The 16,952-nt window shown below is 50.3% G+C and carries 10 protein-coding genes; 9 read left to right on the plus strand and 1 reads right to left on the minus strand.

From position 1 onward, the window contains the following. Positions 1-93: 93 nt before the first annotated feature. From B153_RS0134350 to B153_RS0134390, 9 genes are all read left to right on the plus strand, one after another. Positions 94-1,167, plus strand: coding sequence for a FecR family protein (locus tag B153_RS0134350; RefSeq protein ID WP_020601303.1), 1,074 nt, complete (start codon positions 94-96; stop codon positions 1,165-1,167). Positions 1,168-1,397: 230 nt separating this feature from the next. After that, entirely contained in the window at positions 1,398-4,859 is a 3,462-nt protein-coding gene (locus B153_RS0134355) for a TonB-dependent receptor (protein ID WP_020601304.1), read from the plus strand. Between the two features lie 14 nt (positions 4,860-4,873). Further along, positions 4,874-6,688 carry a RagB/SusD family nutrient uptake outer membrane protein gene (locus B153_RS0134360; protein WP_020601305.1) on the plus strand — a complete coding sequence of 605 codons (1,815 nt, stop codon included), beginning with the start codon at positions 4,874-4,876 and terminating at the stop codon, positions 6,686-6,688. A 213-nt stretch (positions 6,689-6,901) separates the two neighbouring features. After that, on the plus strand, positions 6,902-9,373 hold the full coding sequence (locus B153_RS0134365) for a glycoside hydrolase family 95 protein (RefSeq protein WP_020601306.1): 2,472 nt from the start codon (positions 6,902-6,904) through the stop codon (positions 9,371-9,373). A 168-nt stretch (positions 9,374-9,541) separates the two neighbouring features. Then, a complete protein-coding gene (locus tag B153_RS0134370) occupies positions 9,542-9,844 on the plus strand; it encodes a GIY-YIG nuclease family protein (protein ID WP_020601307.1) in 303 nt (100 codons plus the stop codon). Positions 9,845-10,000: 156 nt separating this feature from the next. Beyond that, the gene (locus tag B153_RS0134375) at positions 10,001-11,683 is read left to right on the plus strand and encodes a glycoside hydrolase family 43 protein (protein WP_020601308.1); all 1,683 of its coding nucleotides are present in this window, start codon (positions 10,001-10,003) and stop codon (positions 11,681-11,683) included. 192 nt (positions 11,684-11,875) lie between these two features. Then, a complete protein-coding gene (locus B153_RS0134380) occupies positions 11,876-14,185 on the plus strand; it encodes a glycoside hydrolase family 127 protein (protein WP_020601309.1) in 2,310 nt (769 codons plus the stop codon). A 6-nt stretch (positions 14,186-14,191) separates the two neighbouring features. After that, a complete protein-coding gene (locus B153_RS0134385; RefSeq protein WP_083928283.1) occupies positions 14,192-14,794 on the plus strand; it encodes a VOC family protein in 603 nt (200 codons plus the stop codon). Between the two features lie 139 nt (positions 14,795-14,933). After that, entirely contained in the window at positions 14,934-16,508 is a 1,575-nt protein-coding gene (locus B153_RS0134390; RefSeq protein WP_020601311.1) for a glycoside hydrolase family 43 protein, read from the plus strand. A 175-nt stretch (positions 16,509-16,683) separates the two neighbouring features. On the opposite strand, the gene B153_RS0134395 is transcribed toward B153_RS0134390, so the two are convergent. Further along, a partial coding sequence (locus B153_RS0134395; protein ID WP_026262406.1) for a transposase occupies positions 16,684-16,952 on the minus strand: 269 nt, incomplete at its 5' end.

Below are 16,952 nucleotides of genomic sequence, written 5' to 3' on the forward strand. Positions count from 1 at the left end.
CGATTTGCATTTTTTTTCAAAAAATTTCGCTTTAAGTAGGGTATCGTTGGTAGGCTTCTTCATACTATCAATAAAAATAGTCGAAAAGTACCAATGGGCCACCTACCCGAAAATCTGTCAACGGTTGAAGATTTTTTAGAGAACGACGCGTTTCGGGCGTGGGTGCTGGAAAGGCAGCCGCAGGACCGACTGTACTGGCAGGCCTGGCTGGTTCAACATCCCGAAAAAAGAGAGATGTATGAGCAGGCCGTAGTCACCTTATTGGCGCTACAGGGCAAACAGATCGAACTCTCGGATCAACACGTAAAAGACAGAGCCTCGGAGATTGTCGATCAGATGCCCGACGCACGTACGGTGCACAAGCCGCTGCTGAGTTGGTACTGGGGGCGTTGGATGAGTGCGGCTGCCGCAATTGGTCTGATGATCTGGTTTCAGGTGGGTAGCCCCGTATTTAGCCCATCGTCGAAACCCAGTGGGCAGACTAAACAGGCTGTAGCGAGCAAGGAGTGGAAGATTGTAAAAAACGTAACAGGCCAATCTTTAGTGGTGCTCTTGCCCGACAATTCATCCGTGCTTTTATCGACGGGCAGTGAGCTGCGCTTTCGTCGGCAAACCAGCCATGCCCTTCGTGAGGTGTACCTGCAGGGTGAAGGTTTTTTTGAGGTGGCCAAAAATCCGGCTAAACCGTTTATTGTCTATACAAACAACTTGACCACTAAGGTGTTAGGTACCAGTTTTCAGGTGCATTCGTTTGCAAAAGAGGCTACGTCCTATGTAAAAGTAAAAACGGGTAAAGTGACCGTTACGCCGGTCAGTTCGCCCGACAAACCGATTTTGCTTACGGTAAATCAGGAACTTAAGCTCGGAGCCGCTACAAAACAGTTGATCAAACACAACCATTTTGTAGCGGAAGATGGCCCCGACGCTATTGTCAGTCAGCAGTTTACATTCAACTATACACCTATTCCGGCCGTATTCGATCAGTTGGCAGCCAGCTATCATATGCCGATCCACTACGACCAGCAGTTACTACACAACTGCACCTTTACCGGCCAACTCAACGATGTGCCTTTTCTTGAAAAAATCCGGCTCATCTGTCTCACGACGGAGTCTTCTTATGAAGTCATTGACAATCAGGTTGTTATTCATAGCGCTGGCTGTAATTAATTATTAACCATAACCTATCGTATGCTTATGCACTAGTACTTCTCGCTTACTACATGAAAAAGCGATAGTGCTACCAACACTATCGCTCGGATCGCCCTAAATGTGTCTTACTTACACATTCTCCCTCTACCAAAGGGACAGCGAATTTTTGTCAGTTCTTCCCAGAAACCAACAACGATTACAAACCTATGCATTCTTGCTTATTGAACCGTAATGTATGGCTCAGGATTATGAAATTTTCAAGCCTGCAACTCTTATTCGTGCTTGCTTTAGCCAATGCAAGCCTTGCTCTGGACGGAAAAGCCCAGGAACTCTTAACCCGTCGTGTAAGCATCTCCGCTCAAAATGAGGATGTTGAGACAACGATCAAACGAATTGAAAAACTGGCGAATGTTCAATTTCTGTTTAGTCGGGAAATCATTCAATCGAAACGAAAGATCAACTACCGGGCTAAAAACGAACAGCTTTCGCTGGTATTAGATCATATTCTGGCTCCGCTCAATCTGAGCTACGAGGTAGTTGGGCAGCAGATCGTTATCAAGCGGGATATGGCCCCCACGGCGTTTCCGCAGGATAAAACATCCGGTGAGGTTCCCTTAGAACAGCCTCAGGACCGGCAGATTACGGGCTGGGTCACGGCTGAAAATGGGGAAGCGTTGCCTGGCGTAAATATTCAGATCAAGAATACGACGCGGGGGACAACTACCGACGGTAATGGCAATTACCGACTTTCAGTTCCTGAAGAAGCGGGTACCGTACTGGTTTTTTCGTTTATCGGTTATGCCACTCAGGAAGCAGCCGTAGGCACCCGGTCTGTGGTCAATATTACGCTGGCTGCCGACGATAAAACGCTGAATGAGGTGGTGGTAGTCGGGTATGGTACACAGCGCAAACGCGACATTACTGGTGCTGTCGCGTCGGTAAATGAGACAACCTTAAAGGAAGTACCCGCTCCAAACCTGCTCAATCAGTTAAAAGGCCGGGCCGCCGGGGTTTCGATTGTGAGTAACGGCACGACACCCGGTGCGCAGCCACAAATCCGTATTCGGGGCAACCGGACGTTGACCAGCAGCACAAATCCAGGAACGGGCGATAACCTGGATGGGCCACTGGTGGTAGTTGATGGGATACCGTATGGCGGGTTGAATGACATCAACCCCGACGACATTGTTAACCTGGAGATTCTGAAAGATGCATCGGCTACAGCCATTTATGGATCGCGCGGCTCCGGGGGGGTTATTCTGGTAACTACCAAACGGGGAAAAGTGGGTAAGCCTGTATTCTCATACGATGGCTATCATGGTGTAACCACCATCATGGGCAAATACAACGTCTTCAACGGCACCGAGTACGCTCAGTTTAAAGCCGATGCCACGAAATATAATCGGGCGTCTCCCGGTACTACAGCCTATCCGCTTACCCAGAAAGAACAGGACGCACTGGCCGCTGGTGTTTCGACCGACTGGCAGGGACTTATTTATAAACCGGGCTTCATGACCAACCATCAGCTGGGTATGACGGGGGGCGTCGAAAATACGCAGTATTCGCTGGGCCTGGGTTATTTTAATGAGACCGGCATTATCCCCAGCCAGAATTTTACCCGGGTCAATATTCGCGCTACCATCGACCAGCGCATTGGTAAGCGAATCAAGGTTGGCTTGAATACACTCAATACACTGACCTATACCAATACACCAGGAGGAGGTGGTATTCCGGGCGGTCTGGTGAGCTTAACCCCACTAGCCTCGCCTTATAATGCGGACGGCTCAGTAAACCTGTTCCCGGCTGAAGGCTCTATCGATGCCGCCCGGATCAGCCCCCTGACCATCATCACCAAGAAAGATTCGTATTTGAACACCACGCGTTCGTTACGGACGTTCAACAGCCTGTATGCCGAGGTGAACATCCTGCCCGGTTTGCGCTATCGGTTCAATGCCGGGTTGAATTTCAGCCAGTCGAATTTCAATGGGTACAACGGTCCGCTGACCTATTTTAACACCGCCACGGTGCAGTCGTCGTCCAACGCCGAAATCAGCAATACGGAATATTGGGATGTAAACCTCCAGCATTTATTGTATTTCGATAAAACGTTTGGCAAACACAAACTGAACGCTACGGCACTCTACGAATACACCAAGAACCACTCACTGGGTAGCCGGTTTACGATCACAGGGGTTCCGGCCGACTACATCAAAACGGGTAATTTCTCGCTGGCTTCCGGAACGCCTGTTGCCGCTTCAGACTTTGGTAATTCGTTTTCAGAAACCGGGTTGCTGTCATACATGGGTCGGGTGAACTATAGTTACAACGACCGCTACCTGTTGACCTTAACGCTGCGCCGGGATGGTTCGTCGACGCTCTCACCCGCCAATCGCTACTTTAACTACCCGGCCATTGGAGCGGGCTGGAATATCATCGAGGAGCCTTTTATGAAAAGTGTTCCAACGATTTCGAACCTGAAACTACGAGGTAGCTGGGGTTTGTCGGGTAACCGAAACGTAGGGGCTTATTCAACCCTGGGTGCTCTATCAGCGGGCTATTACAATTTCGGAACGGGCACGGCTGGTCAGCAATTGGCGTATACGGTGACCAGCCTTCCGGCTACCAATCTAGGCTGGCAGTCTACAGAACAGATTGACCTTGGTCTTGATTTTGGGGTGCTGAATAACCGCATTACGGGTTCGATTGATTACTACCACCAGAAAACAAAGGACATTCTGTTGTCGGTGCCGCTCCCGGCGAGTAACGGTGCTAGTTCGACGCTGAAAAACCTGGGGAGAACCGAAGGGCAGGGGTTAGAAACTTCGCTGACGGTCGACATTTTCAGAAAGCAGGGAGGCTTTAACTGGAGCGTGGATGCCGTTTACTATTTCAACCGGGAGAAAATCACCCAGCTCACTACGCCCTCCGAAATGTCTAACGTTGGCGCTGGCTGGTTTGTTGGGCAGCCCCTGTCGGTCATCTACGACTACAAAAAGATAGGCATCTGGCAAACATCTGATAAAGAGAATGGTACACTGGCTAAACAGACCTCTCCGGTACAGTTTCCGGGCCAGATTCGGGTGGAGGATGTCAATGGCGATGGTAAGATTGACCCCTCCGACCGGCAGATTCTGGGCAATTTCCAGCCTAAGTTTGAAGCAGGTCTGACCAATCGGTTCAACTACAAAAACTTTGATCTGTCGATTGTTACGTTTGCCCGTATGGGTATGAAAGTCGTTGTGCCCTACCTCACAGGTAACGCGGGCGGTGGCGGTGGATTTGCCTTCTTCAACCAGGCTCGTTCTAATCAGGTTAAGGTTGATTACTGGACTGAAACCAACCCGACCAATGCCTTCCCGGCTCCTGATGCTGGTCAGGCGGTAGCCTTTTTTGGATCAACATTAGGTTACTATGACGGTTCGTTCATTAAAGTCAGAAGTATTAATCTGGGCTACACGGTTTCGGGGCAGTTCCTTAAAAAAGTGGGCATGAACTCGGCCCGGCTGTATCTGAACGTTACCAATCCGCTGATTCTGTATTCGCCGTTGGTTCGTGATAAACTGGCCGTTGACCCAGAAGGGAATGGCTATGCCAGCTCTACGGTAAGTGCCCAGGGAGCGGAAACAGCCACGCAGCAGCGTCAGATTGCCATAAACCTCAACAACCCGCCCGTTCGCCAATTTACGTTCGGTGTCAATCTTAAATTCTAACTGTCGACATTCCCATGAAAGCAATAAAAATTGGATTTATCGTTGGCCTGACCGCTCTGATGAGCACAGGCTGCGAAAAAATATTGGAGGAGAATCCACAGTCACAAATTGTTCCGTCTTATTTCAATAGCGCAGCCGGGGTGCTTGGGGGGATCGCCGGGGTCTATAATGATATACGTTCTCAGTGGGGTACGGAAGGGTTCACCGTTGAAATGCAGGCGGGTACCGACGAGTTTTTGCAGGGAGCCAGCTCAGGCGGTGGCTCTGCCTATACCTATAACGGCCTGAACGGTAGTAACTTCGGTTCTGCCTGGGGCGTCGCTTTCCAGGACATCAATACGCTGAATGGGGTACTGCAATACGGCCAGACGGTTGATTTGCCGGATGCAACCCGGAAGCAATATCTGGCTCAGGCCAAGTTTCTACGGGGTTTCTGGTATTTTTATCTGGTACAAACCTGGGGCGATGTGCCACTCAATACCACCTTTATTACAGTAGCTTCTCAGGCGGCATCCCGCCAGCCAGCGGCTCAGGTATATGAGCAAATTATTAAGGATCTGACGGAAGCGGCTGCTGATCTGCCCAATACGCCAACGGCTCCATTTCTGGGGAAAGCGGCTACCAAACCTGTAGCCCAGTTACTGCTGGCGAAGGCGTATCTAACGCGCGGTTGGCTCAACAATACAGCCGCCGATTTTACCCAGGCCGCGTCTATTTGTGCTGATATTATCGCCAACAAATCATCGTACGGACTGGATTTATGGCAGGACTTTGGCGATGCGTTCGTACCCGCCAACGATTATGGCAAAGAAACCATGTTTGTCAGCGACCACGTACTTGATCCAAAATATGGCTATTATACCGTTGGTGGAGCGGCTAGTGGCGGAGCTGCCCAAAATCTGACCCCCTGGTTTACCAACTGGAATTATCCGAACAACAGTGGCGTCAACTCCTACAAAAGTGCTACGGGCGGATACGTAAACAGCGGTACGTCGCTGATGACTCGGGATTCACAGTATGGACGGCCTTACGTTCGGATGCGCCCGAACAGCTACAAATGGACCACAGGCGCAAACGTTGGAAAGAATTACTTTCTGGATCAGGCCTTTACGAATCGTACTGTCGATTCACGGTTTATGAACTCGTTTTATACAGTTTATATTGCCAACATCTCGGTTACAAACAGTGCTACGGCGGCTAATAACAAACGAGGTATTAGTTATACAACTGTTGCAGGTGCCGATACGGCCGTTTGGATCCCCGACTTCGAAGTAGAAGGAGCCCCACAATTCATTGGTACACGTCCGTTCAAAGGCCTTGTTGTACCGCCAAGCATGTGGGATAATGGTATTTTTCCGGCGCTGAAGAAATTCATGGACCCGAGCCGGGGCGCTAACTTCAACGACCCATCGACCCGCCCCTGTGTGTTGTACCGTTTTTCGGACGTATATCTGACAGGAGCCGAAGCGTATCTGAAAGCGGGCGATGCCGCTAAAGCAGCCTCACTGCTCAACGTAGTACGCCAGCGGGCAGCTTACCGGAAAACCAACACAGCGGCTCAGAATGCTGCGGCTGCAACGGCCATGACCATTACAGCCGCCGATGTAACCGTCGACTTTATCCTGGATGAGCGTACCCGCGAACTGTTTGGTGAATGGCAACGCTGGCATGACCTGGTTCGCACCCGGTCGCTGGTACGTCGGGTAAAAGCCTGGAACCCGGAAGCTGCTCCGTATATTCAGGATTTCCATATGCTACGGCCAATTCCGCAGTCGCAGATAGACCGGGTAGTGGATGGTCCTAAGTTCCCGCAAAATCCGGGTTATTAAGTAAAGTGCTGAAAATCAGAGAATTTTTTTGTCATCCCGAGGAACGAGGGATCTTCGGTAATTGACTCTTTGATGGGCTCACCCGAAGATCCCTCGTTCCTCGGGATGACAAAAAAAGCTATCGAGGCAAAAGTTTAAACTGACGCAGAAGCGAGAGGACTAAAGATTTTAGCCTCTTGCTTCTTTTTAGCGTATACTAATTCGCCGAATCTAATGAGACTGGTTCTTTGCCTTTTTTTTCTGACCACCACAACGCTTTGCTTTTCGCAAACTAAACCGCCGTTAAAGCTCTGGTACGATAAACCTTCGGGCCAAACCTGGGAGAATGCTTTACCCATTGGGAATGGCCGACTGGGGGCAATGGTCTATGGCAATGTAGGCAAAGAAACCATTCAGCTCAATGAGCATACGGTCTGGAGCGGTAGTCCGAATCGGAACGATAATCCCGATGCGTTGGCCGCTCTGCCCGAAATACGGCAGTTGATTTTTGATGGCAAACAGAAAGAAGCTGAGAAACTGGCCAACAAGTCGATCATTACCAAAAAATCGCATGGGCAGATGTTTCAGCCCGTTGGTAGTCTGCATTTGATCTTCGATGGACATGAGAATTACAGCAATTATTACCGGGAGCTGGACATTGAGCGGGCCGTTGCCAAAACGTCGTATACCGTCGATGGGGTAACCTACACCCGCGAGATACTGGCCTCTTTCCCCGACCGGGTTATTGTGATGCAACTGACAGCCAGTAAGCCGGGCAAGCTGTCGTTTTCCGCTTCTTATTCTACTCCCCAACTCAAGCCCGTCATTATCGCATCGGGCAACGAACTAACCCTTTCCGGAACCACATCGGACCATGAAGGGGTAAAAGGGCTGGTCCGCTACAAGGGCATTACCCGGCTCAAAACGCAGGGCGGCACACTCGCGGCCAACGACTCCACACTAACTGTACAAGGAGCCAATACGGCCACGATTTATATATCCATTGCCACCAATTTCAATAATTACAAAGATCTCAGCGGGGATGAAAATGCCCGTGCCAAAACCTACCTGGATAAAGCCTACTCCAAAAGCTACGCGGCTGTCCTGGCGCCACACGTGGCTGCTTATCAACACTATTTCAACCGGGTTAAACTCGACTTAGGCACAACCGAAGCGGCCAAACTCCCAACCGACGAACGACTAAAAAATTTCCGCTCGGTCAACGACCCGCAGTTAGTGACGATTTACTATCAATACGGACGATACCTGCTGATTTCATCCTCGCAAGCCGCCCGCGACGGCGAACTGGGGCAACCCGCCAACTTACAGGGGATCTGGAATAACAAAATGCGTCCACCCTGGGACAGTAAATATACCATCAACATCAACGCCCAGATGAACTACTGGCCAGCCGAGAAGACGAACCTGGCCGAATTGCATGAGCCGTTTTTGCGGATGGTCCGGGAGTTATCGGAAACGGGGCAGGAAACCGCCAAAGTCATGTACGGCGCTGGTGGCTGGATGGCCCATCATAACACCGACATCTGGCGAATCAATGGCCCGGTCGATGGAGCTTTCTGGGGGATGTGGACAGCCGGGGGCGGCTGGACGAGCCAGCATCTGTGGGAGCATTATCTGTACAATGGCGATCAGGCGTATCTGGCCTCGATTTACCCGGTTTTAAAAGGGGCGGCTCAGTTCTACGCCGATTTTCTGGTCGAGCATCCGAAGTACCACTGGCTGGTTGTCAATCCGGGAACATCGCCCGAAAATGCCCCTCAGGCGCATGAAGGCTCCTCGCTGGATGCGGGTACGACGATGGACAACCAGATTGTGTTCGATGTGTTTAGCACCGCAATTCGTGCGGCTGAACTGCTGAAAAAAGACGCCGATTTTGTAGCCCTGCTGAAACAAAAGCGGAGCAAACTGCCGCCCATGCACATTGGGCAGTATGGTCAGTTGCAGGAATGGCTCGATGATGTCGATGACCCGAACGACAAGCATCGGCACGTTTCGCATTTGTACGGCCTCTTTCCGTCGAATCAAATCTCGGCCTATCGGACACCGGGCTTATTTAATGCCTCACGCACGACACTAACCCACCGGGGCGATGTATCGACAGGCTGGAGCATGGGCTGGAAAGTGAACTGGTGGGCTAAACTTCAGGACGGTAACCACGCCTATGCACTGATTCAGAATCAACTGACCCCATTGGGCGTCACGAAAGAAGGCGGTGGTACATACAACAACCTGTTCGACGCTCACCCTCCGTTCCAGATCGATGGCAATTTCGGCTGTACGTCGGGCATCACCGAAATGCTGATGCAAAGCAGTGATGGAGCCATTCATCTGCTGCCTGCCCTTCCTGATGTTTGGCCGACGGGCAGCATTACCGGCCTACGGGCGCGTGGTGGTTTTGAGGTGGTAGACATGGCGTGGAAAGACGGAAAACTCACGAAGCTGACCGTTAAGTCGAATCTGGGCGGCAACCTTCGTTTGCGGACGCCGAACGCAATGAGAGTCAGTAGTGGAACGGCCTTGAAACCAGCATCTGGCCAAAACCTGAACCCGTTCTACCAGATCGAAGAGACACCCGCCCCCATTGTATCGGAGAAGGCCAACCGTACGAACCCGACCTTAAAACCAACCCAGCTTTATGACTTGCCCACCCAGCCGGGTAAGGTTTACACCCTGGTGGGGCAGTAACCTTTTTGTCATCCCGAGGAACGAGGGATCTTCGGGTGACCCCATTAAAGAGCCAATTACCGAAGATCCCTCGTTCCTCGGGATGACAAAAGCGTCGAGATGGCAAAAACGGAATGATAAAAAAGCGAAGAGAAAAAAGTGGCTTGAAATGCGTAAAAATGTAGCGCTATGAATGGGTATGCTTTCTATGTCTATATCGTTACTAATTCTGAAAAAACGGTGCTGTACACGGGTATGACAAACGACCTGGTCAGGCGGCTAGAGGAGCATTATGAGTCGCGTGGGCAACCGGATAAATTTGCGGGCAAGTATTACTGCCACCGACTGATATATTGGGAGCATCACCAGTACGTTTACAACGCAATCAGTCGTGAAAAAGAGATCAAAGGTGGGCGACGAGAAAAGAAAGTAGCATTAATCAATTCGATAAATCCTGAATGGCGCTTTCTAAATGATGACATTCAATCATAACTAAGACTAGAAATCCGCTTTTCTGTCATCCCGTTTTTTTTGTCATCCCGAGGAACGAGGGATCTTCGGAATAGACACTCTGATAGCCTATTACCGAAGATCCCTCGTTCCTCGGGATGACAAAAACGGGATGACAAAAAAACAGTCAAATACAGAATGAAAAAAATACTTATTACGACAGCTTTAATCGCGGTTCTTGCTGGCCAAAGCCAAACAACGTCCGCCCAAACTACCCTGGTCAACCCAATTCTGACTGGGTTTTACCCTGACCCTAGTATTGTGAAGGTTGGGCCGGACTATTACCTGGTTAACTCGACGTTTTCCTATTTTCCAGGGCTTCCGATCATGCACAGCAAAGACCTGAAAAACTGGAAGCAAATCGGCAATGTGATCGATCGGCCCGAACAAATGGATTTCATGGGCGAACGCCTGACGCGTGGGCTATTCGCACCGGGCATTAGCTATAATAAAGGCACATTCTACGTTACCTGCACAGACATCGACCACGACGGTAATTTTGTCGTTACGGCCAAAAATCCCGCTGGCCCCTGGAGCAATCCCGTTAAAATTCCGCAGGTACGGGGTATCGATCCATCTATTTATTTTGATGAAAGTACCGACAAAGCCTACATCATCTACAACAGCGATGCTCCCGACCGTAAGCCGCTGTATTCGGGTCATCGGACGATCCGTATGTATGAGTTCGATCCAGTGAATCTGAAAGTGGTGGGGGAAGAAAAACAATTGGTCAACGGCGGGGTGGATTTGTCGAAAAAACCGGTCTGGATTGAGGGGCCGCACATCCTGAAACGTAATGGCTGGTATTACCTCTACGCAGCCGAGGGCGGTACATCGGTCAATCACTCCGAAGTCGTCTTGCGGAGCAAAGATGTCTGGGGGCCATACGTGCCCTTTGAAGGCAATCCGATCCTGACGCAGCGCGAGTTGCCCGCCGACCGGAAAGACGCCATTACGTCGGCGGGTCATGCCCAATTTATAGAAGGCCCCGACGGGAAATGGTATTCAATTTTTCTGGCGGTACGTCCTTACGAAGGCGATTATTACAATACGGGTCGTGAAACGTTCATTGCGCCCTTGACCTGGGAAAACGACTGGCCCATGATTGAGCATGGCGAGAAAGCCATTTCGTACAGCTATCCTGTTAATTTTAAAGAAGTTAAACAGAAAGGAGCGTTGCCGCAATCAGGTAATTTCGCTTATACGATCAACTTCGACAAGGAGCTTGACCCTTCCTGGCTGTTCATGCGCACCATCGACAAAAGTTCGTACGCACTGTCGAAGAAAGAAGGGCTGACGCTCAAACTAAAGCCCGAAACGATCATGGAGTTTGGGAATCCATCATTCATCGGCAAACGGCAGCAACATTTGTACAGCACCGCCGAAACCGAACTGACATTTACCCCAAAATCGGACAAGGAAAAAGCTGGTTTTGTGATCTTACAGGACGAAGGGCATTTCTATTTCCTGTGTCAATCGAAAGCGCAGGGTAAAGATGTGCTGCAACTCTACAAAGGAGTTCCGAGGTCAAAGGAGATGGAGTTGATGACCGAAGTGCCACTGGATGCTAAAGCAGCCAAAGTGGGTCTACGCATCGCATCACAGGGGGATAGTTATAGTTTCTACTACGCCACCGACGCCAAAAACTGGCAACTGCTGAAAGATAAGGTTGATGGTAAATTTCTGAGTACCAAAGTGTCGGGTGGATTTATCGGTTGTGTATACGGCCTGTACGCTACGTCGTCGGGGGAAGCCAGTACGAATTCGGCTTCGTTCCAGTACCTCAAATACGCGGGCGATGATCCGATGTATAAAAAGTGATATTTTCGAGCCCCTGGCCTGTGTCCTCACAGGCCAGTCATAGCTAGTTTACGGTGGTCTGTGAGGACACAGACCAGGGAAGTGGAAGTAAATCATTGTTTTTTTGTCATCCCGAGGAACGAGGGATCTTCGGTAGAGCCAATACTATCCATCTACCGAAGATCCCTCGTTCCTCGGGATGACAAAAAAACAATGGCTAAAAACAAAGTTTTTTTTCTGAAAATGAATGCATTACGTACTATAGCCCTCCTCCTGTTAGTCAGTCTCCCGGCTTTGGCGCAGATGCAGCCGTTTACCTTGCAGGAGGTGAAGCTGACGGGCGGAGCGTTCCGAAATGCACAGGATGTTGACCTGAAGTACATTCTGGCACTCAACCCCGATAAACTGCTGGCTCCGTATCGGATCGATGCGGGCTTACCCCTGAAAGCCCAGCGTTACGGAAACTGGGAAAGCTCCGGGCTTGATGGGCATATCGGCGGCCACTACCTGTCGGCCCTGGCCATGATGTATGCATCGACCGGGGATGCTGAACTGAGAAAACGACTAGATTACATGATTGCGGAACTGGCTCAGTGCCAGGCTAAAAACGGTAATGGCTACGTGGGCGGCATTCCGCAGGGGAAAGTATTTTGGGCGCGGATTCACAAAGGGGATATTGACGGCAGTGGTTTCGGGCTAAACAACACATGGGTGCCACTTTACAACATCCACAAGCTGTTTGCGGGGTTACGTGATGCCTATGAATACGCGGGCAATCAACAGGCAAAACAGGTGTTGATTGGGCTAGGCGACTGGTTTATCGACCTCATCAAGCCCTTGTCTGACGAGCAGGTTCAGCAGATTCTTCGTACCGAACATGGCGGCATCAACGAAACCTTTGCGGATTTGTATATCCTGACGAAAGACAAAAAATACCTCGAAACCGCACAGCGCCTGTCGCACCGTTCGCTGTTGAACCCGTTGCTGGCGAAGCAGGATAAACTGACGGGCCTTCATGCCAATACGCAGATTCCGAAAGTGATTGGGTACGAAAAAATAGCCATGCTGACGGGTAAAACGGACTGGTCGGATGCGGCTCAATATTTTTGGCAGAATGTGTCGCAGACGCGGAGTGTCGCCTTTGGGGGCAATAGCGTCCGCGAGCATTTCAACCCCACAACCGATTTCAGCCGGATGCTGCGGTCGAATCAGGGGCCGGAAACCTGTAATTCGTTCAATATGCTGCGGCTAAGTAAAGCCCTGTTTCTGGACAAGGCCGATCCGAGCTATCTCGATTTTTACGAACGGACGCTGTATAACCATATTCTGTCGAGCCAGCACCCGCAGAAAGGTGGGTTTGTGTATTTCACGCCCATTCGGCCCAACCACTACCGGGTGTATTCGCAGCCCGAAACCAGCATGTGGTGTTGCGTGGGGTCAGGTTTGGAGAATCATACCAAATACGGTGAACTGATTTACAGTCATTCGGTCAACGATCTGTTTGTCAATCTGTTTATCCCATCGACGCTCAACTGGGAAGCTAAGAAAATACAGCTTACGCAGGCAACCGAGTTCCCCTACAAAGACCAATCGGAACTGGTGCTGAAACTAGCGAAGCCGCAGACGTTCGCGCTCAATATTCGGTATCCCAACTGGGCCGAAGCCGTTGAGATTCTGGTCAATGGCAAGCCGCAGTCGGTTGATAGCAAGCCATCGAGTTATATGGCTATTCGCAGAAGCTGGAAAACGGGCGATCGGGTAACGGTTCGGTTCAAAACCGCAACCCATCTGGAATACCTGCCCGACGGTTCCAACTGGGCCGCTTTTGTGCATGGCCCAATTGTGCTGGCGGCCAAAACATCGACCGATAATCTGGATGGTCTTTTTGCCGACGATAGCCGCATGGGGCACGAAACCAAAGGCAAGTTGTACCCGCTCGATCAGGCGTATGCGCTGGTGGGTGATTCGACGACCTACACCGCCAAGCTAAAGCCCATTGCTCCCCTGACTTTCCAACTGGACTCGCTGACACTGCAACCCTTCTACGACCTACACGAAGCGCGGTATCAGATGTATTTTCAGACGTTTAGCCCAACCGCTTTTCAGGTGCAGCAGGCCCGTCTGAAACAGCAGGAAGCCGAGGCTCTGGCACTTGAAGCCCAAACGGTCGATAAGGTAAATTGTGGCGAACAGCAGCCCGAAGTCGATCACGCTTTCGAGGGCGAAAAAACGCAATCAGGCTACGATGATGAACGTTTCTGGCGCAGTACACGGTCTTTCATGGCCTATCAGTTCCAAAATAAAAATCAGGCAGGTAAATTTCTTGAGATCAGTGCTTTAGATAGTCTAAAGACAGATGCGGTTAGCTTCCTAATTAATGGTGGACCGGCGGAGGTAATTTCCAGGGATGGTAAAATTATTCGATTGAAAGCGATTGATAACGAAGTCATTAAGCTAAAAATAGTAGCTAAAAACGGAACCCCCACTCCCCGGTTTTATCAAATCAGACTCTTAAAACCCTAAATATTGATGGATTTCAGCCCAGTTAGACCCGGAAGAATTGTCGCTAATTTTAAATGTGTCAAACTAACACTATTGATAGTAAACCCTTTTGCTCAATCAATTATCAGGTTCTGTCTGCTCACTTTCGGACTCCTGATAGGTTGGGCTTCTTATGCTCAATCTAATTTCACCAGCAAAGTCATTGGAATAGGCGTCGTCGTGGCCGATCTCGACCGTTCGCTGGACTTTTACGTCAATGGCATCGGCATGGTCAAAACGGGCAGTTTCACCATCAATGAAGATTTTGGCAAACGCTCCGGTCTAACCAATGGTGTCGCCACGAACGTTACGATTCTGAAACTCGAAAATAGTCCTGAAGCTACCGACTGGAAACTGATGAGTTTTGGCAGTAAACCTTCGCATCCGAAACCCAAACACATTCAGGACGATACGGGAATGCAATACATCACGATTCAGGTGAAATCGCTGAAGCCCATCATTGACCGATTGACCCAAATGAAAGTGCCGTTTCTGGGAAGCACTCCGACGCCATTGAATGCCAAAGCGCACTTTGTGTTCGTGCAGGACCCCGATGGTAATTTCATAGAACTGATTGGCCCGCTGGAGTAAGCGTTTTTTGTCATCGCTATTTTTTGTCATCCCGACGATAGGAGGGATCTTCGGTAGGAGAATTTTTTGTATTGCCCGAAGATCCCTCCTATCGTCGGGATGACAAAAATGCATAAGTAGTTCATAATAAAGTACTTGTATGAAAAGTAACCTTCTTCAGTCCGGTTTACTGGTCGTTTGGCTTCTGCTGGTGCAGTTCTTGGCAAAAGCACAAACGGCGCATAACCCGATCATCTTTGCCGATGTGCCGGATATGGCCATGATTCGGGTGGGCAACACCTACTACATGAGTAGCACAACCATGCACCTGAGTCCGGGATTGCCGATCATGAAATCGAAAGACCTGGTCAACTGGCAGATGGTGGGTTACGCCTACGATACGCTGGGCAGTGTCGATGCGCTGAATCTGACCAACGGCAAAAGCACCTATGGACGGGGTTCGTGGGCGAGTAGCCTGCGCTACCACAACGGCCTGTATTACGTAACCACCTTCGCTCAAACCACCGGAAAGACCTATATCTATACGAGCAAAAACATTGAAAAAGGCCCCTGGAAAGAAGTTTCCTTCAAACCATCCTACCACGACCACAGCCTGTTTTTTGATGATGATGGCCGAACGTACCTGATCTATGGTGCGGGCAAACTCAAAATTCTCGAACTCAATGCCGATGCGTCGGGCGTGAAACCCGGCACCACCGAGCAGGTGCTGATCGAAAACGCCAGCACACCGTCCGGTACGGGCGGTGGCCTGCCTGCCGAGGGGTCGCAGCTTTTTAAAGTCAACGGCAAGTATTACCTGTTCAACATTAGCTGGCCCAAAGGCGGTATGCGAACCGTAATTATTCACCGGGCCGACAAATTGACGGGGCCGTGGGAAGGACGGGTAGCTTTGCAGGATTTGGGAGTGGCGCAGGGTGGACTGATCGATACGCCCGACGGTCGTTGGTTTGCCTATCTATTTCGGGATTTTGGTGGTGTTGGTCGTATTCCGTATCTGGTTCCGGTCAAATGGGAAGATGGCTGGCCAGTGCTGGGCGTTGATGGCAAAGTACCCGAAACGCTTGACCTTCCGGCCAGCAAGGGCTTAATCCCCGGCATTGTGCATTCCGACGAATTTACCCGCAAAAAAGGTGAAGCGGCCCTGCCCCTGGTTTGGCAATGGAACCATAATCCCGATAACAGTCTTTGGTCGGTGAGGGAGCGAAACGGTTTCTTACGGCTGAAAACGGGGCGGGTCGATACCTCATTTGTACTGGCTCGAAATACGCTCACCCAGCGAACCATCGGCCCCGAATGTTCGGGTTCTACCGCGCTTGATGTGTCGAACCTGAAAGACGGCGATTTTGCGGGATTAAGCCTGTTGCAGAAAAATTACGGTCTGGTAGGTGTAAAACGAGAGATCGGGCAGAACGCTATCGTAATGGTCAGTGCGGCTACTGGCAAGCCCGTTGAGGTACAGCGGGTGGCGTTGAATCAGAAAACGATCTATCTGAAAGCCGAATGCAATTTCCGGGATCGAAAAGACACGGCTCATTTCTTTTATAGCCTGGATGGTAAGTCCTGGACACCGATTGGTGAGCCGCTGAAAATGCCCTATACCATCCCGCATTTTATGGGCTATCGGTTCGGTCTGTTCAATTACGCGACTCAACAACCGGGTGGTTTTGCCGATTTCGACTATTTCCGAATCACCGATCAAGTTGTTGAGAGATAGGCTAAATAAGGCTTGTTAGGTTATTTAAGTTGTTGACTATAAGTTAATTAATGACAACGTATACATTCTTTTTGTCATCCCGACGGCAGGACCGGGCCGCCGTTGCGGGGATCTTCGGTAGAGGCCCTAAATACCCGTTTCCTGAAGATTCCTCCTATCGTCGGAATGAACTGTGTTACGAAACAAGAGGTAAGGCTAGTTTTTGATCAAAGTTTACCCCACTTCGGGCTACGGCAAAACACTGACGAACTAACTTATGCGCCACCGCTATCAAAGCCACCAGCTTGGGCTTACCTGCCCCCACCAACCGATCATACAAAGCAGCACAGGCCGGATTGGTTTTCTTGGCCTGCATACTGGCCATGTACAACAACTGACGAATTCGGCTGTTGCCCAACTTACAGATATGCCCCTTACCTTTCACCGAACTGCCCGACTCAAACA

The sequence above is a fragment of the Spirosoma panaciterrae DSM 21099 genome (assembly GCF_000374025.1).
GTDB lineage: Bacteria > Bacteroidota > Bacteroidia > Cytophagales > Spirosomataceae > Spirosoma > Spirosoma panaciterrae.

Bases quoted from the DNA above. Each gene is read 5' to 3' on its own strand.
- B153_RS0134375 (WP_020601308.1), top strand. From the start codon at position 10,001: ATGAAAAAAATACTTATTACGACAGCTTTAATCGCGGTTCTTGCTGGC.
- B153_RS0134385 (WP_083928283.1), top strand. From the start codon at position 14,192: ATGGATTTCAGCCCAGTTAGACCCGGAAGAATTGTCGCTAATTTTAAA.
- B153_RS0134355 (WP_020601304.1), top strand. From the start codon at position 1,398: ATGAAATTTTCAAGCCTGCAACTCTTATTCGTGCTTGCTTTAGCCAAT.
- B153_RS0134380 (WP_020601309.1), top strand. From the start codon at position 11,876: ATGGCTAAAAACAAAGTTTTTTTTCTGAAAATGAATGCATTACGTACT.
- B153_RS0134350 (WP_020601303.1), top strand. From the start codon at position 94: ATGGGCCACCTACCCGAAAATCTGTCAACGGTTGAAGATTTTTTAGAG.
- B153_RS0134390 (WP_020601311.1), top strand. From the start codon at position 14,934: ATGAAAAGTAACCTTCTTCAGTCCGGTTTACTGGTCGTTTGGCTTCTG.
- B153_RS0134370 (WP_020601307.1), top strand. From the start codon at position 9,542: ATGAATGGGTATGCTTTCTATGTCTATATCGTTACTAATTCTGAAAAA.
- B153_RS0134365 (WP_020601306.1), top strand. From the start codon at position 6,902: ATGAGACTGGTTCTTTGCCTTTTTTTTCTGACCACCACAACGCTTTGC.
- B153_RS0134360 (WP_020601305.1), top strand. From the start codon at position 4,874: ATGAAAGCAATAAAAATTGGATTTATCGTTGGCCTGACCGCTCTGATG.